22 protein-coding genes and 1 pseudogene are annotated in these 23,150 nt (G+C 62.6%); 3 read left to right on the top strand and 20 right to left on the bottom strand.

Annotated features, from left to right (window positions below; genetic code table 11):
* Positions 1–5: 5 nt before the first annotated feature.
* Complete coding sequence (rimP, locus tag J5Y06_RS17915) at positions 6–653, bottom strand: ribosome maturation factor RimP (protein WP_209336564.1); 648 nt, start codon at positions 651–653, stop codon at positions 6–8.
* 244 nt (positions 654–897) lie between these two features.
* On the opposite strand from rimP, the gene J5Y06_RS17910 reads away from it, so the two are divergent.
* On the top strand, positions 898–1,062 hold the full coding sequence (locus J5Y06_RS17910) for a hypothetical protein (RefSeq protein WP_209336563.1): 165 nt from the start codon (positions 898–900) through the stop codon (positions 1,060–1,062).
* A gap of 67 nt (positions 1,063–1,129) precedes the next feature.
* On the opposite strand, the gene J5Y06_RS17905 is transcribed toward J5Y06_RS17910, so the two are convergent.
* The 19 genes and pseudogenes from J5Y06_RS17905 to J5Y06_RS17815 form a co-directional block, all read right to left on the bottom strand.
* Positions 1,130–2,674 carry a tripartite tricarboxylate transporter permease gene (locus J5Y06_RS17905; RefSeq protein ID WP_209336562.1) on the bottom strand — a complete coding sequence of 515 codons (1,545 nt, stop codon included), beginning with the start codon at positions 2,672–2,674 and terminating at the stop codon, positions 1,130–1,132.
* Positions 2,675–2,683: 9 nt separating this feature from the next.
* The gene (locus J5Y06_RS17900) at positions 2,684–3,169 is read right to left on the bottom strand and encodes a tripartite tricarboxylate transporter TctB family protein (protein WP_209336561.1); all 486 of its coding nucleotides are present in this window, start codon (positions 3,167–3,169) and stop codon (positions 2,684–2,686) included.
* Entirely contained in the window at positions 3,166–4,116 is a 951-nt protein-coding gene (locus J5Y06_RS17895) for a Bug family tripartite tricarboxylate transporter substrate binding protein (protein ID WP_209336560.1), read from the bottom strand. Before J5Y06_RS17895 ends, J5Y06_RS17900 begins: the two co-directional genes overlap by 4 nt.
* A 96-nt stretch (positions 4,117–4,212) precedes the next feature.
* Positions 4,213–4,947, bottom strand: coding sequence for a tRNA (guanine(46)-N(7))-methyltransferase TrmB (gene trmB / locus J5Y06_RS17890; RefSeq protein WP_209336559.1), 735 nt, complete (start codon positions 4,945–4,947; stop codon positions 4,213–4,215).
* Positions 4,948–4,954: 7 nt separating this feature from the next.
* Positions 4,955–6,217, bottom strand: coding sequence for a methionine adenosyltransferase (gene metK, locus J5Y06_RS17885; RefSeq protein ID WP_209336558.1), 1,263 nt, complete (start codon positions 6,215–6,217; stop codon positions 4,955–4,957).
* 117 nt (positions 6,218–6,334) lie between these two features.
* Complete coding sequence (locus J5Y06_RS17880) at positions 6,335–6,745, bottom strand: helix-turn-helix domain-containing protein (protein WP_209336717.1); 411 nt, start codon at positions 6,743–6,745, stop codon at positions 6,335–6,337.
* Between the two features lie 98 nt (positions 6,746–6,843).
* Complete coding sequence (gene lnt / locus J5Y06_RS17875; RefSeq protein ID WP_209336557.1) at positions 6,844–8,424, bottom strand: apolipoprotein N-acyltransferase; 1,581 nt, start codon at positions 8,422–8,424, stop codon at positions 6,844–6,846.
* Between the two features lie 70 nt (positions 8,425–8,494).
* Positions 8,495–9,559 (bottom strand): hemolysin family protein, encoded by a 1,065-nt coding sequence (locus J5Y06_RS17870; protein ID WP_385932576.1) that lies wholly within the window; start codon positions 9,557–9,559, stop codon positions 8,495–8,497.
* Complete coding sequence (gene ybeY, locus J5Y06_RS17865) at positions 9,546–10,082, bottom strand: rRNA maturation RNase YbeY (protein ID WP_209336556.1); 537 nt, start codon at positions 10,080–10,082, stop codon at positions 9,546–9,548. The genes J5Y06_RS17870 and ybeY overlap by 14 nt, the downstream gene beginning before the upstream one ends.
* On the bottom strand, positions 10,079–11,059 hold the full coding sequence (locus tag J5Y06_RS17860; protein ID WP_209336715.1) for a PhoH family protein: 981 nt from the start codon (positions 11,057–11,059) through the stop codon (positions 10,079–10,081). Before J5Y06_RS17860 ends, ybeY begins: the two co-directional genes overlap by 4 nt.
* A gap of 86 nt (positions 11,060–11,145) precedes the next feature.
* Positions 11,146–12,534: a tRNA (N6-isopentenyl adenosine(37)-C2)-methylthiotransferase MiaB gene (miaB, locus tag J5Y06_RS17855; protein WP_209336555.1), complete on the bottom strand. Its 1,389-nt coding sequence runs from the start codon at positions 12,532–12,534 to the stop codon at positions 11,146–11,148.
* A 31-nt stretch (positions 12,535–12,565) separates the two neighbouring features.
* On the bottom strand, positions 12,566–13,372 hold the full coding sequence (gene olsA, locus J5Y06_RS17850) for a lyso-ornithine lipid O-acyltransferase (RefSeq protein WP_245248071.1): 807 nt from the start codon (positions 13,370–13,372) through the stop codon (positions 12,566–12,568).
* Complete coding sequence (gene rimI, locus J5Y06_RS17845; RefSeq protein ID WP_209336554.1) at positions 13,369–13,869, bottom strand: ribosomal protein S18-alanine N-acetyltransferase; 501 nt, start codon at positions 13,867–13,869, stop codon at positions 13,369–13,371. Before rimI ends, olsA begins: the two co-directional genes overlap by 4 nt.
* 9 nt (positions 13,870–13,878) lie before the next feature.
* Positions 13,879–14,544 carry a tRNA (adenosine(37)-N6)-threonylcarbamoyltransferase complex dimerization subunit type 1 TsaB gene (gene tsaB / locus J5Y06_RS17840; protein ID WP_209336553.1) on the bottom strand — a complete coding sequence of 222 codons (666 nt, stop codon included), beginning with the start codon at positions 14,542–14,544 and terminating at the stop codon, positions 13,879–13,881.
* 8 nt (positions 14,545–14,552) lie between these two features.
* A complete protein-coding gene (locus J5Y06_RS17835) occupies positions 14,553–16,724 on the bottom strand; it encodes a malate synthase G (protein WP_209336552.1) in 2,172 nt (723 codons plus the stop codon).
* A gap of 75 nt (positions 16,725–16,799) precedes the next feature.
* Positions 16,800–18,839, bottom strand: coding sequence for a hydantoinase/oxoprolinase N-terminal domain-containing protein (locus tag J5Y06_RS17830; RefSeq protein ID WP_209336551.1), 2,040 nt, complete (start codon positions 18,837–18,839; stop codon positions 16,800–16,802).
* Positions 18,840–19,071: 232 nt separating this feature from the next.
* Positions 19,072–19,251, bottom strand: a pseudogene (locus J5Y06_RS23605) (hydantoinase/oxoprolinase N-terminal domain-containing protein); the annotation flags it as partial.
* Positions 19,252–19,315: 64 nt separating this feature from the next.
* Positions 19,316–20,380, bottom strand: a complete 1,065-nt coding sequence (locus J5Y06_RS17820) for a mechanosensitive ion channel family protein (RefSeq protein ID WP_209336549.1) — start codon at positions 20,378–20,380, stop codon at positions 19,316–19,318.
* A 119-nt stretch (positions 20,381–20,499) separates the two neighbouring features.
* Complete coding sequence (locus J5Y06_RS17815; RefSeq protein WP_209336548.1) at positions 20,500–20,925, bottom strand: hypothetical protein; 426 nt, start codon at positions 20,923–20,925, stop codon at positions 20,500–20,502.
* A gap of 589 nt (positions 20,926–21,514) precedes the next feature.
* On the opposite strand from J5Y06_RS17815, the gene J5Y06_RS17810 reads away from it, so the two are divergent.
* The gene (locus tag J5Y06_RS17810; protein WP_209336547.1) at positions 21,515–21,829 is read left to right on the top strand and encodes a hypothetical protein; all 315 of its coding nucleotides are present in this window, start codon (positions 21,515–21,517) and stop codon (positions 21,827–21,829) included.
* A 409-nt stretch (positions 21,830–22,238) separates the two neighbouring features.
* Positions 22,239–23,039, top strand: coding sequence for a hypothetical protein (locus J5Y06_RS17805; RefSeq protein WP_209336546.1), 801 nt, complete (start codon positions 22,239–22,241; stop codon positions 23,037–23,039).
* The last annotated feature ends 111 nt before the right edge of the window (positions 23,040–23,150 follow it).

The following is a 23,150-nucleotide window of genomic DNA, read 5'->3' as shown; positions in this document are numbered from 1 at the left end:
TGCTGTCAAACTTCGGTTTCGTCGTCGCCTTCTGCGTCGACGTCCGTTTCGTCCTGATCATCGGCCTCGCCCTTGCGGGCTGCCTTTTTCTCGCGGTTATCCTTGCTCAGTGCATCCCGGATCAGAGCATCCGTGAGCACAAGCCGCGCATCCGCCAGAACATCGAAGGGGATGCGCACGAGCGGCTCGTCGCCGTAGCTCGACAGGTCGCGTTCCAGATCAAAGCCTGTATCGTCCGCAGCCGATATCTTGCCCTTGAAGCGCTTCTTGTCGCCGACCATCACCGAGGTCTCCACCTTCACGAGGTGGCCAACAGCCGCGGCAAAATCCGACGCCCGAACAAGAGGACGGTCGATCCCCGGGGACGAGACCTCGAGATGGTAGGCCTTTTCAACCGGATCTTCGACATCAAGGGCCGGCGAGATCGCGCGGCTCACTTCCTCGCAATCTTCCACGGTCATGGTGCCGTCGACCCGTTCGGCCATGATCTGCAGCGTCAGCCCGTTTTGACCGAACAAGCGGACTCGCACGAGGCGGAACCCCATGTCGTTCAGGATCGGAATAATGATCGCAGCAACGCGGGCATCCGTGCCCGTCTCGCGGATCAGGCGATCGTCGTTCAACGGTGTCTCGTGGCTTGGCGCGTCGGCCATCCCAGCTCCAAGTAACAAAAAAGAGCGGGACCGGGTGGACCCACTCTTCGTCATATCGACCAAGAATTTGAGGCTCATGTAGCTGAAAGAGCCGGTTTTATCAAGCCCCATGGGAGAATGGGCTTTACTGCCCGTTAACCGGCCGCGCGCCTCACGCATGGCACCTTTGCAACTTCGGATCTCGCAACTGCGAACTCCACCACCTATTTATGTTGCATCGCAACAACCAGCTACGTGAAAGACCATGTCCAAGAATCAGCCCCGTTCCACTGTTAACGCCCTGTTCGGCATGATCGGCAGCGCGATTGCGGTCGCCGCTGCTGAGGAAAACGGTCGCACCGCCCGCACGCAGGACCTGCGACGCCTGGGCATCGACCCGGTTGCTTTCCGCAAGATTCGCCGCTTCTAAGCCGCGCTAAACTGCACGTCACGAAGCCGGAGCGGCAGCGCCCCGGCTTTTTGTCTTTTGCGCAGCCTCAATCCTCGTCGCCGGCCATGGCGGCCAGCATCTTGCCCTTGCCGCGGGCTCGCAGGATCATCGGTACAACCACGGCCGCGATCGCCAAGCCGATGAGCGTCACGGAGATCCACGAGTCCACCAACACTGTCGGATCACCTTGGCCGATCTGCAGCGCCTGGCGGAGGCTCCGTTCCGCCATCGGTCCGAGGATCAACCCGACCACCACCGGCGCAATGGGATAGCCAAACCGGCGCAGCAAATAGCCGAGCAGGCCGAACAACAACAGAAGGCCGAGTTCAAACGACGTCGGGATCCCGAACACCACGAAAGTGGAAGCGCTGGCACCGATCGTGCCAAGCGTCGCAAAAATGAGAATGCCGGCATAAAGCCAGGGGCGCGGAATCATCAGCAGGCGGACCCACAGCCCGATCAGCGGCAGGTTGAGCACGAGCAGCATCAGGTTTGCAACGAGGAGGCTTGCGATGAGGCCCCAAACCAGCGGCGCATTGGTGACGAACAGGAGCGGCCCGGGCTGCAAACCGAACTGCTGGAACCCTGCCAGCATGATTGCGGCCGTGGCCGTGGTGGGAAGCCCCAGCGTCAGCAAGGGCACCAAGGTGCCTGCGGCAGACGCGTTGTTGGCCGCTTCCGGACCCGCCACGCCCTCGATCGCGCCTTGGCCGAACTCTTCCGGATGCTTGGAAAACTGCTTTTCGGCCGAGTAGGACAGGAAGCTCGCAACATCGGCACCGCCCGCCGGCATTGCGCCGATCGGAAAGCCGATCGCGGTGCCACGCAGCCACGATTTCCAGGAGCGCGCCCAATCTTCGCGCGACATCCAGACAGACCCTTTCACCGCCTGGATCCGATCGTCCATCGCCGTGCGGCTCGCAACCACGGCAATCGTTTCGCCGATGGCAAACAGCGCCACCGCAAGGGTTGTCACCGAGATCCCGTCAAACAGATTGGGCGTGTTCATGGCCAGGCGCGTTTGCCCGGTCAGTTGGTCAATGCCGATCAGCCCCAGCGCCAACCCGATAAACAAGGCGGTCAGGCCGCGCAGGGTGCTTTCCCCGAAGGCCGCCGACACGGTCATGAAGGCCAGCAGCATCAGCGCGAAATATTCGGACGGTCCGAAGGACAGGGCGAACTTCACCACCGATGGCGCGATAAAGGCGAGGCCCAGGGTCGCCACAAGCCCGGCAATGAAGGAGCCGATGGCGGCAGTTGCCAGAGCCGGTCCGCCCCTGCCCTTGCGCGCCATCTTGTTGCCCTCGAGCGCCGTGACAATGGACGCGCTTTCGCCCGGCGTGTTCAGGAGAATGGAGGTTGTGGACCCGCCATACATGCCGCCGTAGTAGATGCCGGCAAACATGATCAGCGAACCGGCGGGGTCAAGTCGGTACGTCACCGGCAGAAGCAGGGCCACCGTCAGTGCGGGCCCGATTCCGGGCAGGACCCCAACGGCCGTGCCGAGCGTCACGCCAATCAGGGCGTAAAGCAGATTGCCCCATTGAAACGCGGTCAGGAGACCGGCACCCAGCAGCTCGAATGTGTTCATCGCCGTTGCCTAAACCAAGCGTTCCAGCCAGCCGGCCGGAAGCGACAGTTGCAAGCCCCGCGCGAATATGAACCAGACGGCAAAGCTGAACACGATTCCGAAAGGCAGCGTGAGCCACAGCCGGCGTTCGTTGAACGCAAAAGCGGTGGCGGCAAACAACAGCCCGGTGGCAAGCGAGAACCCGATCGTCTTGATGGTCAGCATCTGCACGATCAGGCCACCCACAACCCAAAGGATCGGTGCGGTCTGCTGCTCTTCGCGCTCGGGGAAATTGCCGCGCCAGGCTTCCACGGCCGTCCAAAGGGCCAGACCGATGAGGCAGGCCGCGACGATGAAGGGGACCGTCTTTGGCCCAACCGGCGTGTAGGCCGCCACACCGCCGGCCTGCAGTGTGCTCCAGCCGATCGCCAGGCCCACCACGGCGAGCACCAGTGCAATAAGAAGCGCCGCCCGGTCAGGGCGGCGCGCAACGGGTTGTTCGGCCTCGAGGCTCATTTGACCAGGCCAATCTCCTTGAGAATGCCCGCCGTTGCTGCCGTATCTTTCTTCAGCTGTGCGTCGAAAGCGTCGCCAGCGAGATAGGTATCAGCCCAGCCCTTGTCAGCGACGGCTTTCTGCCAGCTTTCCGACTTCACCATCTTCTCGATGTCGGCCGTGATTGCCGCCTTTTGTTCCGCGGAAATATCCGGGGCAGCCGCCACCATGCGCCAGTTCTGGATTGAAACGTCGATGCCGGCATCCTTGAAGGTCGGCGCGTCGATGCCTTCCACCGGCTCGTCGCTTGAAATGCCGATCACGCGCAGCGTTCCCGCTTTCACCTGTTCGGCAAATTCTCCGTATCCGGAAATGCCCACGGTCACCTGGTTCCCAAGGATCGCAGCCAGCGCTTCTCCGCCGCCGGAAAAGGCGATGTAGTTGACCTTGGTGGGATCCACGCCGGCCGCTTTTGCCACCAGGCCGGCCGTGATGTGGTCCGTTCCGCCGGCCGAACCGCCGCCCCAAGAGACAGCGCCCGGATCTTCCTTCAGCTTGGCCACCAGCCCCGCCATGTCCTGGATGTCGGAGCCTGCCGGGACGACGATCGCTTCATATTCGCCCGTCAACCGTGCAATCGGCGTCACCTGGTCGAGCGTCACCGGCGAAGCGTTGGTGAGGATCGCACCCACCATCACATAACCACCGACGATGAGCGCTTCCGGATTGCCGCTGGACTGGTTCACAAACTGCGCCAGGCCGATGGTTCCACCGGCGCCGGGCACGTTGATCACCTGCACGTTGGAAGAGATGCCTTCGTCCTGAAGGGCGGCCTGCATGGTGCGGGCCGTCTGGTCCCAGCCGCCGCCCGGTGCTGCCGGCGCCATGATCGTATAATCTGCCGCGAACGCCGGCGCAGCCAAAAGCAGGCTGCCTGCGGCAAGGGCCGCAAGAAGGTAGTGACGCATAAGGAACCTCCCGAGGTTTTGCAGTGCTCGTTTTGCGGCCACTAAGTTCCTCCGCAGCCCCGTTGTCAATAAGGCCTTGCGGAGATCAAGACGGCTCTAGTGGCGGCGAAAGGTGAGGTAGGCCGGCGTCCGGCCTTCGCGCAACGCCTTGCTTTCATAGCGCGTCGAGCACCAGTGCGGATAAGGCTCGCGCCAATCGCCCGCATGTTGCGCCAACCATGTGAAGTCGCCCTGCGCGCGAACATGAAGCAACGTCCAGTTCACGTAATGCGGAATGTCGGAGGCGAACCGGAACAAGCCGCCGGGCTTCACCACGCGGGCAAAGCGCGCAAGGTTGGCGCTGCTCACGAAGCGTCGCTTCCAGTGCTTCTTTTTTGGCCACGGGTCGGGATAAAGCAGATCGAGTTCGCTGATGCTGTTGGCCGGCAGCCAGTCGAGGACACGCGTCGCATCGTCGTTGTAGACGCGGATATTGCCGAGCGGTTCCCCGTCGAGCGCCTGCAGGAGCTTGGCCATCCCGCCAACAAACGGTTCCACGCCGATGAAGCCGGAGCCTCTTTCGCGCCGCGCTTCCGCCAGAAGATGCTCGCCGCCGCCAAACCCGATTTCCAGCCTGACGTCGCCGACTGAGTCCGCAAAAAGAGAGCGCAGATCGGCGGGCGCCGGCTCATCGAGCTCCAGCATCACGCGCGGCGCTTGGCGGGCGACTGCATCGGCGGCAAGCGGGCTCACCGGCCGGCCGTGACGACGCCCATAAAACGCTTCGGTGGACCGCGAGCGACGCGGTTCCCTGTCCGGCGCGTCGCCTGGAGGCGAGCTCGTCACCGCCATCACCCCGTCACGCCGCAAGAGCTTGCTTCAGCGCTTTCACCAGATCCGTCTTTTCCCAGGAAAAAGATCCGTCGCGCCCGGCCTTGCGGCCGAAATGGCCATAGGCCGCGGTTTTGGCATAGATCGGCTTGTTGAGGTCGAGGTGGCGCCGGATGCCGGAAGGCGACAGGTCCATCACCTCGCGCAGGACGCTTTCGAGCTTCGCTTCGTCGATTTTTCCGGTGCCGTGCAGGTTCACATAAACCGACAGCGGCTGAGCGACGCCAATCGCATAGGAAAGCTGGATGGTACAGCGATCGGCTAGCTTTGCGGCCACCACGTTCTTGGCGAGATAGCGCGCGGCATAGGCGGCCGAACGATCGACCTTGGTCGTGTCCTTGCCCGAGAATGCGCCGCCACCATGCGGGGCAGCGCCGCCATAGGTGTCCACGATGATCTTGCGGCCTGTCAGGCCCGCATCCCCGTCAGGGCCACCGATCACGAACTTGCCCGTGGGATTGATGTACCAGTTGCAGGAGTCCGAAATCTTCAGGTCGCCGAGCGCTTCACGAATGAAGGGTTCCACAACGGTTCGGACTTTGGCCGAGTCCCATCCGTCGTCCAGGTGCTGCGTGGACAAGACGATGGAAGTCACTTCGCTAGCTACACCGTCCTTGTAGCGCACGGTGACCTGGCTTTTGGCATCGGGTCCCAGCTTGCCGGGATCGCCTTCGCCGGCATGGCGGGCAGCAGCCAGCAGCTCGAGGATCTTATGGCTGTAATAAAGCGGCGCCGGCATGAGGTCCGGCGTTTCCGTGCAGGCATAGCCGAACATGATGCCCTGGTCGCCCGCGCCTTCCGCGTTGGCGTCCGCGGCTCGGTCAACGCCTTGTGCGATGTCAGCCGATTGTGCGTGAAGAAGCACGTCGATCCGGGCGGTCTTCCAGTGGAAGCCGTCTTGTTCATAGCCGATTTCGCGGATCGCCTTGCGCGCCGCAGCCTTGAACTTCGCGGGGTTGATCACCGGATGCCCCTTGGCATCGGCGACTGGCTGGCCGTCCTTGTTCTTCTTCAACAGCGTATGCGGCACGCGCACCTCGCCTGCGATCACCACGCGATTGGTGGTGGCCATCGCTTCGCATGCAACCCGAACGTCCCACGGGTTCATGCCGGACTTCTTGGCTTCGCGGTAAACGAGATCCACGATCTCGTCCGAAATCCGGTCGCAGACCTTGTCCGGGTGACCTTCTGAAACGGATTCGCTGGTGAAAAGGTAGTTCGAACGTGCCACGGGTGTCCCCTCTGGAAAGCAAAATCCGGCCACCGGCCGGATAATGCGGCACTGTTAACGAAGCGCTAGGCTTGGCGTCAAGAACAGCCGATCTCCCGTTGCCGGGGACACGGCGAACTATTCTTCCTCGGCAGCGAGAACCTTGATGAGGTCGAGTACCCGGCGCCGGACCTTGGGATCGGTGATCTTTGTGAAGGACCGAAAAAGCTGGATGCCTTCCGTGGTGCTCAGGAAGTCGGTTTCAAAGCTCGGAGCCGGCGGTTCTCCGAATTCAGGGCCGCCCGCGCCGTCCCGCGGCGCATCCTCGAAGAAGTAGGAAACCGGGACGTTCATGATCCCGCCGATCGCCTGGAGACGGCTGGCGCCCACGCGGTTCGTACCTTTTTCGTATTTCTGGATCTGCTGGAACGTGATGCCGAGCTGCTCGCCGAGCTTTTCCTGGCTCATCCCGATCATGTTGCGCCGCAGCCTGATGCGGGACCCGACGTGGATGTCGATCGGGTTCGGCCGTTTCTTGTTTTCCGTCATCATGCCCTCGTCACCTGCTGATTGCCTGTGCCCCCACCGGAACAATCAGCAGTCATCCATCCGTCAGTATCGTCATCCCGAAGGCCTAATCATGGCCGTTATGCGTCAGGCCTGCGGGCACGGATGGTTCCGATGAGCCCTGCGCAAGCAAGAACCCCCACGATCAACCAGCCAACCGCTGAAGGATCCACCCAGCGGCTTTCTAGCGCTTTGCCGAGCGGAACTGCAACATCCAACGTGCCGACCGCGTCGATCCCGAAAGCGTCATTGACCCGACCATAGGCGTCCACGACCCCGGAGATCCCGTTGTTGGCAGCCCGGATCAACGGCAGTCCCGTTTCCACCGCGCGCAGCTGGGCTTGTCTAAAGTGCTGGTATGGCCCAGCCGTATCGCCGAACCAGGCGTCGTTTGTGACGTTGATCAGAACGTCCATGTCTTGGGCGTCGCGGCGCACCACTTCATCGAAGATGATTTCGTAGCAGATAAAGGCTGCTGCCTTGAGGCCGCCGGGCAGCGTCAGGGTTCCCCTGCTTTTGGAGGCAGAGAAGTCTTCCGGCAGCGCCACGATCTTGCTGACACCAAATCGCTCCAGAAGCGACGAAAAGGGCACGTATTCCCCAAAGGGAACAAGGTGGACCTTGTCGACCGCGTCGAGGATCTGGCCGGCGTCGCCGATCGCTGTCACCGCGTTGTAGTAGCGGGTTTGCGTGCCATTCACTTCGGACCGGATTGTTCCGGCCAGGAGTTGCTGACCATCGGTCAGCAGGTCGCCCAGCGTGGACAAGGCGTCCGGACGGTCATTGAGAATGAAGGGAACGGCGGTTTCCGGCCAGATGATCAGCTGGGGCGCGGGCGCGCCGGCCGCTGGCGGCACCGCCGACATCTCGAGATAGGTGCCGAAGATCTTGTCGCGCTCCGCCCGATCCCATTTGGCGCTTTGAAGTATGGAAGGCTGCACCAGCCGCACCGGCATGGTGGTTTCCGCCGGCACGGCAGCCGAAAGGCGTGCGTAGCCGAAGCCAACATGCGCCGCGACAATCAAGAGCCCCAGAATGAACCCGGCACGTCGCCCTTTGCGCGACGCTGCCATGGCGGGCATAGCGAAAACAAAAACCGTCAGCGCGGTGATGCCCGTTACCGAAACAACGACGGCGCTTTGCATGAGAAGCGGCACGGGCATCGCGGCATAACCGATCGCGTTCCAGGGAAAGCCCGTGAAAAGGAAGCCACGCAGCCATTCCGCGAGCGCGAAGGCCGCGGCAAGCATGGCGATCCGGCCGAGCGCCTCGCTCCAGAACAGGCGAGCGAAAACGGCAGCCAGTCCCCAAAAGATGGCCAGCACGGCGGGAAGCGCGACAACCGCAAAAGGCAAGGCCCAGGCGAACGCCTCCGCTTCCACAAGAAGGGCATTGCCGATCCACCACAGGCCGGCCACGAAGTAACCGAAGCCAAACCACCACCCGACGCCGAGGGCCGGACGCAAGCGCGTGAACCAGCCACCTGCCTCGTCGCTTGTGGCGCCGTCCAGCAGCCAAACCAGAATGGGAAAGGAGATGAAGCCGACGGCGAAGAAGTCGTATGGCGCCTGCGCCAAGACCAGCAACGCACCGGACAAGGCTGCAAGAACAGCCCGGCGCCAGCCATCGATCAGGACGATCCGGCTCCATAGACGCTGCATGCTTCAGCCCGCACAAAGAATCACGAGGGAAGCTGTATCAGGCTGTCGTGCGCCGTCCAACCTCGCGCGTTCAAGCTGATCGCGCGATTGCCGGTTCCCCAGAAAGGATCTGCCCGTTTGCTTGGTGCACTAGGCGAACCTTGCGGACACGCCGCGGATCGGCTTCCAGAACCTGGATCTCGAACTCCGGAATAACGTGGATCACCTCCCCGCGCACCGGAACTCTTCCGATTGCGCCGAAGATCAGGCCGCTCAACGTGTCGACGTCTTCACCCAGTTCACCAGCTTCAAAGCCGGGGATGGCGCGGGCCACATCTTCAAGGTCGGCGCGCGCATTGACGATGTAGATCCCGTCTTCCAGGCGCTGCACGGCATCTTCTTCATCGTCATGCTCGTCCTCGATGTCGCCCACAATCATCTCGACGATGTCTTCCAGCGACACGAGGCCATCGGTGCCACCGTATTCGTCAATCACCAGTGCCATCTGCGTATGAGACGCTTGCATGCGCGCCATCAGTTCGGATGCTTGCATGGAGGGCGGGACGAACAGAACGGAGCGGATGAGGTCGAACTCGCCGATCGTGCGCGTCAGGTCGAGATTGCCGAGATAAGACGCTTCCACCGTCTTCGACGGCGTGGGCGCGCCCGGCTCAACGGTGGTTGCCAGGGCGGCACGCGTGATGTGGTTCAGAACATCGCGGATGTGAACCATGCCGCGCGGATCATCGAGCGATTCCGAGTAAACCGGCATACGGGAATGGCCGCTTTCCTGGAAAGCCCGCAGGAGATCGCCGAGCGAAGTGGTGATGTCCACACCATCGATGTCGGCGCGCGGCACCATGACGTCTTCCACGCGCACGTCGCGAAGCGACAGCACGTTGTTGAGCATCGCCCTTTCCAGCGGCGTGAACGCCGCGTCGCCGGTCTCATCCTCGGTCTCAGCAAGGGCATCCGTCAGATCTTCGCGCAGCGAAGACGTGCCGTTCCTCGGACGAAAGAAGCTGACGATATGGTCAATCAAGGGCCGCCTGAGACTTGTGGTCTCGGCCTGACTACTCGGCCCGTCTTCCTTCTGGTCGGGCGATCCGCTGCTCGGCTCGTGGCCAGCGACGGCTATGTCTTTATCGTTCATCATCTTCCGGCCAATCGCCGGTCCGTGTTGATCGCGAGGTCTTCAAGTAGCCATAGGGATCGGGAATGGCAAGGCTTGAGAGAATCCGCACCTCTAAACCTTCCATCTCCTCCGCTTGTTCCTCGTCTTCGTGATCATATCCGAGGAGGTGAAGAACACCGTGAACAAGAAGATGCGTCATATGGTGGTCGAAGGGCTTGTTCTCGTCGCGCGCTTCGGCGGCAACCGTTTCGCACCCAAGCACGATGTCGCCCAGCATCGGCGGAAGCGGATCGCCCGGTGCCACAGGAAAGGCGGGAAAGGACAGGACGTTGGTTGGCTTGTCCTTGCCGCGCCATTCCCGGTTGAGGTCTTGAACGGCGTCGTCGTCGGTGAAAAGGAGCGAAATCTCGCTTTCGCCGCCATTGGTGGCGAGCGCGCTGAAGGTGGCAGTCACGGCGCTTGCCGCAACCTTTCTGAGCGCTGCTTCATCGCCCCAGTCGCCGGCCTCGACCTGAAGCTCGACCGCAATCTCCGGCAGGCTCAAACCGCTGGACCACCATTGCCGGCGCGGTCGTAAGCCCGCACGATCTCTGCAACCAAAGGATGGCGCACGACGTCCTTGTCCTCGAACCGGACCTTCACGATGCCTGGAACGTCGTCCAGGACCTTCAAGGCTTCCACGAGCCCGGACTTCGTATGCGGTGGAAGGTCGATCTGGGAGGGATCGCCGGTGACGATCATGCGGCTGTTTTCACCCAGGCGCGTCAGAAACATCTTCATCTGCATCTGCGTGGTGTTCTGGGCTTCGTCCAGGATCACCGCGGAATGCGCCAGCGTGCGGCCACGCATGAAGGCAAGCGGCGCGATCTCGATCACCTCGGCGGCAATTGCCCGCTCGACCTTGTCAGCCGGCATCATATCGTACAACGCGTCGTAAAGCGGCCGCAGATACGGATCGACCTTTTCCTTCATGTCGCCGGGGAGGAAGCCCAGGCGCTCGCCCGCTTCCACGGCCGGGCGCGACAGGATGATGCGCTCCACCAGGCCTCGTTCAAGCAGCATCGCGGCATGGGCTACGGCGAGGTACGTTTTACCGGTGCCAGCCGGACCGATGCCGAAAACCAGCTCCGACCGCTCCAGCGCGCGCATATAAGCGTCCTGGTTGGCCGAGCGGGCATAGATCGTCTTCTTGCGGGTGGAAATCTGCGCGGCCGACATCCGCCCCTTCTTTTCAAGCGTGGGCAGGCTCAGCTGGTCGTCCGTCGCCATCGCCATGCGAATTGCGCCATCCACATCGGACTGGCCGATCTCCGCGCCCTTTTGCAGCATGCCATAAAGTTGGTCGAGCGCACGACGCGCTTGTTCAGCGGCCGTCGGCTCACCCCGGATCGACAACTGGTTGCCCTTGGAGCGCAGGTCCACTCCGAGCTTTTGCTCGAAGCGGGCCAGGTTCTCATCGAACTGGCCATAGAGCGCGCTGGCAAAACGGTTGTTGTCGAAGGTTAAAACGATGTGCGCCATATCGGAAGCGCCGGCCGGGCTCGTCTTGACGTCTGCCTTTGCGGTCAACCGCGTCTCCTTCTCGAAGGCCACTGGCGGCCCGGAGCTTAAATAGGGTCGGCAAACAGGCTGTTGTAGCCCGTGCCGTGTACCCGCACATCGATAATGTCACCGATTCGCCCGGCACTTTCATCAACAATCGTTGGCTGCAGCCAGGGAGAACGGCCCACGATCTGCCCCGCTTGCCGACCGGGCTTCTCGATCAGAACGGAGATCGTCTTGCCGATCAAGCTGTTGACGAATTTCGCCTGCTCCTCGGCCAGCGCTGCTTGAAGCCGCACCAGGCGTTCGGTCTTCACCGCTTCATCCACATGATCCTTCATGGATGCACCTGGGGTGCCTGGCCGCGGCGAGTATTTGAACGAAAATGCCAGCGCGTAGCCGACCTCGCGCACCAGTTGGAGCGTGTCGGCAAAGTCTTCTTCCGTTTCTCCGGGGAAGCCGACAATGAAATCGCCCGACAAGGCGATATCAGGCCGCGCAGTCCGAATACGGTCCATCAGGTGAAGATAATCGGCCGCCGTATGCCGACGGTTCATTGCCTTGAGAATGCGGTCGGAGCCCGATTGCACCGGCAGATGCAGGTAGGGCATCAGCTGCGGCAGGTCGCGATGGGCGGCAATCAGCGCGTCGTCCATGTCCCGCGGATGGCTGGTTGTGTAGCGCAGGCGTGCGATGCCGGGGATCTCAGCGAGGCGGAACAGGAGTTGCCCCAGGCCCCAGTCGCGGCCATCCGGGCCTTCGCCGTGCCAGGCATTGACGTTCTGGCCGAGCAGCGTCACTTCGCGAACACCCGCCCCTGCCAATTGCTCGGCTTCGGCCACGATCTGCGCCACGGAGCGCGAAGTTTCGGATCCGCGCGTATACGGCACCACGCAGAAGGTGCAGAACTTGTCGCAGCCTTCCTGAACGGTCAGGAAGGCTGTCACCCCGCGACTTTGAACGACCTTACGCGCCGGTGCCGGCAAATGCTCGAACTTGTCTTCGAGCGCGTATTCCGTCTCGACGACCTTGCCGCCGGCGCGAACGCGCCGGATCGCGTCGGGCAGGCGATGGTAGGTTTGCGGTCCGATCACGAGATCCACTGCGGGAGCGCGGCGGATGATTTCCTCGCCTTCCGCCTGGGCAACGCACCCGGCCACGCCGATCACGAGATTGCGGCCTTCGGCACGGCGCTCATTCTTCAGGTCGCGGATGCGGCCGAGCTCGGAATATACTTTTTCGGCCGCTTTTTCACGGATGTGGCAGGTGTTGAGGAGCACAAGGTCGGCATCTTCCATGACCTCGGTGCCGACATACCCGTCTGCCGCCAGCGCATCGCTCATGCGCTGCGAGTCGTAAACGTTCATCTGGCAGCCATAGGTCTTCACGAACACCTTCTTGGGCGTCGGGAGCGGCTCGGCGTCAGCGGTGATGATCGGGGCGACCTGGTTCATGGGCGGCTTCTACTGGTTTTCCGACCCCGCCTCAACCGCGCGATGATGGCACAGGCGTGGCAAGCGCGGCAGCAAACATCGCGCGGACGCGTTGTTCCACCTCGCGGCTCGCCGTTTTCCGATCGGTCGTCGCAGTGAACGCAACCGGTTCACCCCAATGCACCTCCACGTCGATCGGCGGCAGCCGCAGAAGCGTGGTCAGATGGGGCAGCAGTTCTTCATCGCCGGTCCAGGCACACAGCCCCCGCAAACGCCGCCCCATCGGCAAGCCGCCTGTCCGCGTGTAGGCAATTGCCACCGGCTGGATCAGAACCTCTGGCGCACCGGCCTCCGTGACGGCAGTCTTTGCCGCTCCGAACAGCGTCGTCTTGAAGGGCAGGATGTTGGTGCCATCCGATGTCGTGCCTTCCGCAAACAGGAGCATGGCGCGCCCTCCGGCGAGCTTGCCGGCAAGTTCGCTCACCTGGCTGCCCGAACTGCGCTTGTTTTGGCGGTCCACAAGCACCGTTCCTTGCAGCTGCGCCAGAAAACCGACCACAGGCCAGCGGCCCACTTCTCCCTTGGCGATGAAACTGCCCTTGAAGATCGATCCCAGCACGATCACATCGGTCCAGGAACTGTGATTGGCGGCGATCAGCAAAGGCCGCCCTTCTTCCACGCGGCCAAAGGTGTGGATGCGCAACCGCAGGATCCGTGCAGCACAGCGATACCACAGTCGTGGCGCTGCAGTTGGGTCCATCCATCCCGTCCAATGGGCCAGGGCTTGGTAGGGCGCAAGAAGAAGCGTCAGCAGGATGACCGCTGCGATCGTCCAGCAGAAGCGGAGCTTTTCGTTCAAGCGGGTCTGGTCCGGCGCAGATCGCGGCGCATCACCACGGCGTCCGTGCGCCGGCGGCCTTCATGCTCGTAGTAACCTGGCCGACGCGCGACTTCCTTGAAGCTAAGGCGCTTGTAAAGCGCGATCGCCGGTGCGTTGGTTTCGTCCACTTCAAGAAACAGTTCTTCGGCGCGCTCGCTGTGGAGCTTCCGCAAAACTGCGTCCATCAAGGCGCGGCCAAGGCCGACCCCGCGATGAGAGCGTGCCACCGCGACGGTCAGGATCTCACCCTCCCCCGCCGCCAATCGCGCCAGCACGAAGCCGACAAGACCGAGGCGGGGATTGCCGATCTCGCGGGCAGAAAAACCGAACACAGTATCCTGCGCCAGCAGCGCCTCGAACTCCTCGGCTGACCAGGGGCGGCCAAAATCCTCCGCATGCAGCCTGGCAATGGCAGCGCAATCGTCGGCTTCCAAGTCGAGGATGGCATGCTCGCGACGAAGAAACGGCAACCGCATGGCGCGTGTTCAGCCTTCCCGGCTCGGCAAAACAAAGCTTGCCTGCGGCTTTGCATCGGCGCCGCGCAGGTAAAGCGGCTTTGGCTTTTCCGCGACTACGGCTTTGGCTGCGGCCAACCGCGCGTAGGTGTCGATGGAAGCCGTGGCCCCCGATCCAAGACCCGAGTGGCCGAGCCGATCGGCAAAAACGGATGCTCCGGAGCCGGTCAGCACGAGATCCCCTGCCGGCAAACGGCTTGTTGTGTTCTCAATGTCCAGAACCGCGGGCCGCAGCAGCTCGGAGCCGTGTTCATCATAAAGCGCGGAATAGAACTGGTCTCGGCGCGCATCGATCACCGCCAGCGTCGGGTGGGCAGCTCCAGCTGCACGCGCTTCTGCCGCCAATGCTTCGAGCGTGGTGACACCCACTGCCGGGATGCTCAGCGCCAGCGCGAGGCCGCGTGCGCTGGAAACGCCGACCCGAACGCCGGTGAACGATCCGGGGCCGATCACCACGCCGATCCGGCTGAGGTCCCCGTAAGTTGCTTCTGCTTGCGCCAGCACCTCATCGATCATGCCCATGAGGTGCTCGGCATGACCCGTGCCGATGTCCTCCGTGATGCTCGCGAGCGCAGCATTGCCTTCCCACACGCAGACGGCGCAGAGATTCGCTGATGTGTCGATCGCGAGCAGCATCGTTCAGGTCAGGATTTGCCCGCCGCCTTCAGCTCCAGTCGCCGGCGATGCAGAACCGGCTCGGTATAGCCGTTCGGCTGTTCGGTGCCCTTGAACACGAGGTCGCATGCGGCCTGGAAGGCGATCGACGCGTCGAAGTTCTTCGCCATCGGCTGGTAAAGCGGATCGCCTTCGTTCTGGCGATCCACCACCGCGGCCATGCGCTTCATGGTTTCGGTCACCTGTTCCTCACTGACCACCTTGTGGCGCAGCCAGTTCGCCATGTGCTGAGAGGAAATGCGGCAGGTCGCGCGGTCCTCCATCAGGCCGATGTCGTTGATATCCGGCACCTTGGAACAGCCGACGCCCTGGTCGACCCAGCGCACGACGTAGCCAAGGATGCCTTGAGCGTTGTTGTCGAGTTCCTTCTGAATGTCATCAGGCGTCCAGTTCGGCCGTGTTGCGACAGGCACGGACAGGATGTCCTCCAGCTTGGCGCGCTCGCGGTTCCTGATCTGCTTTTGCACGGAGCGGACATCGACCGTGTGGTAGTGGGTCGCGTGAAGGGTCGCAGCAGTGGGGGAAGGCACCCAGGCGGTGTTTGCGCCGGCCTTGGGATGACCAATCTTTTGTTCCAGCATCGCTGCCATGAGGTCGGGCATCGCCCACATGCCCTTGCCGATCTGCGCGTGGCCAGCGAGACCGCAGGCGAGGCCGACATCAACGTTCCAGTTTTCATAGGCCTGGATCCAGGCAGCCTGCTTCATGTCGCCCTTGCGGATCATCGGACCCGCTTCCATCGAGGTGTGCATTTCGTCGCCGGTGCGATCGAGGAAGCCGGTATTGATGAAAACGACGCGATCCCGTGCCGCGCGAATGCATTCCTTGAGGTTGACGGTGGTGCGCCGTTCCTCATCCATGATGCCCATCTTGATGGTGTTCGGCTCCAAGCCGAGCAGGTCCTCGACACGGGCGAAGATTTCCACGGCAAAGGCCACTTCTTCGGGCCCATGCATCTTCGGCTTCACGACATAGATCGAGCCTTCCGGCGAATTCCAATGCCTGCCGTCCGGACCGATGTCGTGCAGCGCGATCATCGCCGTCATTACGGCGTCCATGATGCCTTCCGGCACTTCCGAACCGTCAGCCAAGAGGATCGCAGGATTTGTCATGAGGTGGCCGACATTGCGCACCAGCATCAAGGAGCGGCGACGCACCGGAAGGTTGCCGCCATCGGGCGCAATGAAGTCCTCGTCCGGGTTGAGCTTGCGGGTAAAGGTCTTGCCTGACTTGGTCACTTCTTCCGCCAGGTCAGCCTTCATCAGGCCGAGCCAGTTGCGGTACACGGTGATCTTGTCTTCGGCATCCACGGCGGCGACGGAATCCTCGCAGTCCATGATGGTGGTCAGCGCGGACTCCAGATGAACATCGGAAATGCCTGCCTTGTCCGATCGGCCGATTTCCGTTTGGGGATCAATCAGGATCTCGATGTGCAAGCCGTTTTTGACCAGCAAGATGCGCTCGGGACGCGCGGGCTCGCCGAGATAGCCGACAAACTGGCCGGGATCTTCGAGGCCGGCCGGCTGGATATCGGTGCCGACCGTCAGCACGCCATCGGTGATCGTGAGCTTGGTGGCGTCATTCCAGGACACATGCTCAAGCGGCACGGCGCGATCCAGGAAATCGCGCACCCAGTTGATGACCTTTTCGCCGCGCTTGAGATTGTAGCCCCGCCCTTTTTCCGCGCCGTCTTCTTCAGAAACGGCATCGGTGCCGTAGAGGGCGTCATAGAGTGAGCCCCAGCGGGCATTGGCGGCGTTCAACGCATAACGGGCGTTCATCACCGGAACAACGAGCTGCGGGCCCGCGACGCTGGCGATTTCGGGGTCAACATTCTCCGTGGCGACGGAAAAGTCTTCACCTTCGGGGAGAAGATAGCCGATCTCGCGCAGAAAAGCCTGGTAAGCGGCCATGTCGGACGGCGCACCCTTGTCGCGATGCCACTGGTCGATCTTGGCCTGAAGCTCGTCGCGCTTTGCAAGCAGCGCGTGGTTCTTCGGCGCGAGATCGGCAAGAAGGTTCGCAAAGCCGGTCCAGAACGCATCTTCCTCAACACCGGTGCCCGGCAGCGCTTCGTCGCGAACGAAAGCCGCAAGCGCCGCATCCACCTTCAAGCCGTGGATTTCCAAACGATCTGCCACCAGCGTTCCTCCCTTGCAAAAGCGCCCTTCGCCGCTTTGACCATCTTCGCCGGGGACGGTCAATTCACCGTCGCTTCAAACGGCAATCCGCGGGCGGCCGCTTGCGGTCGCCGTGATGATCGCCTCGATAAAGGTGCGCTGATCCTCAACAGTGGCAGCGCTCACGTCGTGGTTGATCGTGATCTGCGGGTCCTGAGCGCCCGCTTGCCCTGCGCGTTCAACGGCGATCAAGCGCGCATAATCCTCGGCTGCAGCCATAGCCGGTGCTTCCGCGTTGAAATCGGCCTGCCGTTCCCCAAGGCTGGCGCGAAACAGGCCTTCCTTGGGTTGGCTAACGCGGATTTCCACCGACACGCGAACCTGGCCGACCACGGCACCGAGCGCATTGGCGACGTCCGTATCTTCCGGCACCACGCAGCCTTGGTTGAGCAGATCCGGCAGTGTTGCGTAATGCAACGGGGCGGACGCGCCCAAACCAATCACGGGGCGATCCACCGCAAGGCTCATCCCGGCAATCCCTCCGCGTCCGTTCAAGGCGTTCTGGACCAGCGGGTGGGCGACCGTTGCGGGACCGTCGAGGCCGTCTTCCGCGAAGGCTGTTTCGAGGATCACTTCTGCGGAGCGACGGGTGAGTGCCGCCAGCACGCGGCCAGACAGGGTTTCGGCATCGGGCGCGACCGGCTGGCCACGGCCGCTTTTGCGTCGGGCAAAGAGTTTCCCGCCAAGATCCGCAGCGCCATGATCCCAGTTCGACTGAAGCCGGAGCACATGCGCGGCGTCCGACGGGGTAAAGCCGCTGACGTGGATCAGGCCTCGCCCGACCAGACGGTTGAGGGTGGCGACCTGCGCGGTGGAGGTGAGCAGGCGATCAAGCGGCTGGGGGGTCGCGGTGATCGCGTCGTAAAGCCTGGCCTCTGGGGCAGTCAGGCCAGCGGCCAAATGGTCGGGCACGCCGGTGCGCAAGGCAAAACGACCATCCATCCGGCCGGGATTGGGCGTTCGCAACTGCCGTTCCAGCGCTTCATGCACGAGAGGGCCATGTGCCTGGCCGAGCAGCGACAGCGGCACAAGCCGGCGCGGACCCAGCTTGATGCCGAGCGCGAGGCCGTCATCGTCGAGCGCCACTTCCGAGTCGCCGCCCAAACCGAAGGTGCGCATGGCGACCGCTTCAACCATCGTGCGGAACCCGCCAACCGTTGCACCCTCCGGGTCAAGGCGCGGACGGCCCTTGTCGAGCACGGCAACATCTGTCGTGGTGCCGCCGATATCCGACACCAGCGCATCGTCGAGGCCGGTCATGTGGCGCGCGCCAACCAGGCTGGCGGCCGGGCCGGACAGGATGGTTTCGATGGGCCGGTTTCGAGCGAAGGAGGCAGATACCAGGGCGCCATCGCCGCGCACCACCATCAGCGGGGCGCGAATGCCCTGCTGATCGAGCCAGCCTTCGGTGGCGGCGACCAGGCGGTCGATCATGGCAATCAAGCGGGCGTTGAGGAGCGTGGTGAGCGCACGGCGGGGACCACCGAGCTTTGAGGTGAGCTCATGGCTGGTTGTCACCGGCAGGCCCGTGCGGGCCCGGATCAGGTCGCGCACCGCGAGTTCATGGGCGGGGTTGCGGGTGGCGAAATAAGCGCACACGGCCACACCCGAAACGCTTTGCGCCAGGTCCGGGAGCGCCGTTTCCAGCGCGCTTGTGTCCAGCGGCGTGGGGTTGCCGTGGACATCGTGGCCGCCGGGCAGGAAAAGAATGGGATCAGACCCCAGCGCCTCCTTCAGTCCGTCGCGAGCAAGATCGACTTCCCCGAAGCCCACCATCACCAGAAGCACGCGGCCGCCCTGGCCTTCAACGAGCGCGTTGGTGGCGAGCGTGGTGGACATGGACACCAGCTTGATTTCGCCCGGCGCAACTTCCGCGGCTTGCAACACCCGGCCGGCCGCACCCGCAATGCCTTCTGCCAGATCGTGGCGGGTGGTGAGCGCCTTGGCCTTGGCGATCACGGTGCCCTTGTTCCCGCCCTCCGGCGTCCAAAGAACGGCGTCGGTGTAGGTGCCGCCCGTGTCGATGCCCAGGAACAACGGGCCAGAAACGAGCGGGGCGGCGGAGGGATCAGGCATGAACGGGGAACCGGATGAGGAAGGCTGAGCCCCGCTTTAGTGCATCGCTTCGCCCGCTCCAAGGTCAGCTTTTCGCCGCATCCTCCCCGCGCAGGTGACGCACCGGACGCGGAGCATCGGCGCCGCGTTTTTTCGGCCAGCCCTCGCGCTGCTTGCCGCGGATACCGTCGTCTTCGTCGGTCTGGTCGTGAACCAGCATGACCTGCGTTTCAAACGGCATGTCGATGCCGGCCGCACCCGCAATGCCTTCTGCCAGATCGTGGCGGGTGGTGAGCGCCTTGGCCTTGGCGATCACGGTGCCCTTGTTCCCGCCCTCCGGCGTCCAAAGAACGGCGTCGGTGTAGGTGCCGCCCGTGTCGATGCCCAGGAACAACGGGCCAGAAAAGAGCGGGGCGGCGGAGGGATCAGGCATGAACGGGGAACCGGATGAGGAAGGCCGAGCCCCGCTTTAGTGCATCGCTTCGCCCGCTCCAAGGTCAGCTTTTCGCCGCATCCTCCCCGCGCAGGTGACGCACCGGACGCGGAGCATCGGCGCCGCGTTTTTTCGGCCAGCCCTCGCGCTGCTTGCCGCGGATACCGTCGTCTTCGTCGGTCTGGTCGTGAACCAGCATGACCTGCGTTTCAAACGGCATGTCGATGCCAGCCGCATCGAGCGCCTTCTTGATCGCTTCCAGCACCTGCGCCTTCACATGCACCACATCGGTGCGCACCGAATTGGTCCACCAGCGCACGCGCAGGTTCACCGTGGACGCCGCAAGATCCCAGACCAGGGCTTCCGGTGCCGGATTGGCTTCCACGCCGTCGATGCCACTGACGGCTTCGAGAATGGCCGCGCGGGCTTCATCGATGCTGTCGCCATAGCCGATCCCGACATCATAATCGGAGCGGCGGGTCTGGTGGGCGGTGTTGACGATCACCGCGTTGGAATACACGTCGGCATTGGGGATGATTGCCGAACGGCCGTCGTAGGTCTTGATGATCGTGGCGCGGGTTTCGATGCGCTGCACCGTGCCTTCATAATCCTTCACCACGATCTGGTCGCCGGGACGAAACGGCTGGCGGATCAGGAGCAGGAGGCCGGCCAGCCAGTTCTGCAGGATGTCCTTGAAGGCAAAGCCGATTGCCACCGAACCGATGCCCAGACCCGCCACGAGGTCGCCGGGTTTCAAGGACGGGATCACGATGGTGAGCGCAATCAGCGTGCCGGCGGCCACGATGATCCAGCGCAAAAACGAGCCCAGCACATCGCCGAGATTGTCGCGGTCGTGCAGCGCGGCCCAGCGCAGAAACGAGCGGCGGACCAGCCAGCCCACGAGGAAAAACAGCGCAAACACCACCAGCGCCACCGCGATGTTGGGCAGCAGGCGCTGGAACCCCACCACCCAGCTTTCCACCTTGTCGAGCATGTAAGCGGGGTCGAGGTTCACCGCCTGGTCGACCGTTTCCGGCGCATCCGGCGGCGGGGTCGTGGCGGTGACGGGGGCCGCCGGGCCGGCGACGCCACCCGCAGCGGGCGCGGTTTCCTGGGCAAAGGCTTGCATGGGCGGCGCGGTTTCCTTTCACGAGCAACACCGCGCCCTCCTTCCCGTCGAGCACGATTTGTTGCCTGCGCAACGCCGCCTCCTGCTGCCAAGTTCCGGCTGACGCGTCTGCGCCGCCCCTACCCCTCGTTTTCGCTTCGCCTTTCGCGCAGGAGCGCCCAGGTGGCGGCGTCGCGCACCAGCCGCTTTTCCTCCACGAGACGGAAACGCTCGCTTGCATCGCAGCAGGGCGGAACCGCATCGTCGTCACCCGCCATCCAGCCCATGCAGCGCCGGTCGCGCCGGCAGCGCCCGCGGTCGCAGGTTTGCCAGAAGCCCGCTTCATCCACGACCACCAGGGTGCGCAAGCCCGGCGGCGTGTCCACCATCCAGTCGATCGCGTTGAGCTGGCGCTTGGTGAACCATTGCGCGTTCGACCAGCGCCGGCAGCGGCGAAACGGGCGCAACACGCCACCCGGGTTTGCGGGGCTGCCCCATTGGTAGGCCGCCCAGGTGGCCGGGCCGTTGTCTTGTTCCCACCTTTTGATCCACGCCGCGCAATCCATGCCCGCGCTTCCTTTCTTGCCGTTTCGAGGGGTTTCTCGGTGGTTGTCGCCCGCGCAGAGGGCAGCGCCCCGCGGGCTTTTTGCCGGCGGGTTCCACCATCATGGGTCCGGGAAACGGGCGGTCGCGGGATCGCTCGTTGAGGTTTTGTTTGCGATCTCGCGACCGCCCGTTCAGCGCTGGGAGTGAAACGCCGCGTCCGCTTCGCCGCGGGGTTTGTGGCCCCCTGGCTTAAGTGGCCTTCGCGCCACGCCCCCGCTGCCTTAGCGGGAAGGGGATAGCCGCGACCTTGGTCTCACGCCCGCTCCGGTTCCGGCCCACGTCAGGCCGGCGCCGAAACGCCGGTTCTTCCTCGCCAACCACCGTCATGATCGGCGATCCCGGCTGGAAGAACGGGGTGAGCATAGGACGGGAGCCAAGGGGCGTGGACCGAATTTTGGGGCGCGGCGGGTTCACGCGGGGTTGGCCTGCCTTTCCGTCCACCGGCTCGCGCTGTCACACGATGTGATCCGCGCCCAGGCATCCTTCCGCGACGCTTCAACGTTGCTGCAGCAGCTTGGCCTTCGTGCCAACCGCAACAGGAGAAGTTTTATGAAGCACGTCATCCTCGGCGCCCTGGCGCTTGTGATCGCGTCGGCGGTGCCCAGCCTCGCGCAAACCTATCGTACAGAAGCGCGGGAATACCGGCAGGAGCACCGCATCCTCCGCGGCGCGGTGCGCGGCGACCTGACCCGCCAGGAGATGCGCCAGATCGAGCGGCAACAGCGCCGCATCGACCGCTCGCAATGGCGCGCTGCCCGCGACGGCTACATCACCCCACGCGAACGCCGCCGCATCGAGCGCCAACAGGACCGCGCCTCGCGCAACATCGCGCGGAAGGTGCGTAACGGCCGGTATGTGTACTAGGGTCGGATGACGGGATCAGGAAGAGGTGGAGCCCCGCTGGAGACGGCGGGGTTTTTTATTTGAGGTGAACGACCCGACGCTCGGGTTTGCGGGGACTGATTACCTCCAGATCGCGCTACCGTTTGCGCAACCAACCCGGACACCGCTGCCCTCCCCTTCCCCGGTGCGCACCAGAGTTCCCGTGAGAGCGATAAGTGGAGGATAGGCGGGGAAGGTAGGGGCGTGGATGGATTGGGTGGAGGATTTTCTTTGCGCCCCCATGAGGGAAGAGCTACCAGGCGTATAATATCGTTTGTAAACGAGTAGCCTTGTTGAGCTTTTTTCAACGCACCGAGCCGAACAACAATCACTCTAGATTAACGATTGCGAGCACACCATCCCAATCAAGATAGACCGAGCTTGATTCCTTATGCGTGGCAGCATCGCCGTCTGGCATGACACTTTTCCGATCGATGCAGCCGGTTACGCGCCTCGTGCCGAGGTACACATAAATATTTGGCGAAACGGGCAGCGTAAAAAGCACAAACACTTTGACTTGTTTGACATCGGATTTCGTTTTGAAGAGTTGCGAGCTCTACGTTCCCTGTCAATCAGCTTACCATTCGTTGCTGAACCAGAGCAGGTAAATGACTTGTTTGAGGTGATGCATGATACGTCGACTTTATCAGCGATCTTCAACCAAACCCTTATACCCGGGAGCATGGTAGATGGCGGAAAATGCTTTGAGGCCTCCGAACCAGAGAGCAAGCGAGTTCAGTTTTTTGTTTGGCGATGCTCAGATGATGAACTTCAGTATTCGACTATCGATGGGGATGGCGAAACAGGTACTATAATCAATATTAGCGACAAATTTTTCAATCGCATGAGGCAGAACGTAGGCGACCACTACTTTAGAATAAGGATCAAAGTTCCCATTGGAGTTGAAAATGGCTTTGTTTCTGCCATCAACCCAAAAGACTCAGCCTTTTTAAGCACAATCTCTACCAGCGAAATCATCGAGTTTCGTCTAAATGAGAGACGTAATTTTTCACCTGCCATCCGAGAGCGATTGCAAGCCAAAGATTGCACATTGATCGACATTTCTGCGGTTCATTATTTTCTGATCCGCGACATGGGTGTCGAGATGACACAATCGCATACAAGCTTCCGGAAAATGAGGCGACTTGAACCGATCATCTGGAACCGCTACCTAGCAGACAGCTGGAGTTGACCCCGTTTCACCGGACAGGCGGCGGTTGGTTTAAGCACTGAGGCGCAGGAACTCGCGTGGTGAGCGGAACTTGAGACCGGAGTGCGGGTGGACTTCACAGTAGTCGTCGAT

The sequence above is a fragment of the Tianweitania sediminis genome (genome assembly GCF_017813335.1).
Lineage (GTDB): Bacteria > Pseudomonadota > Alphaproteobacteria > Rhizobiales > Rhizobiaceae > Tianweitania > Tianweitania sediminis.
This window is presented reverse-complemented; position numbering and strand designations above follow the sequence as displayed.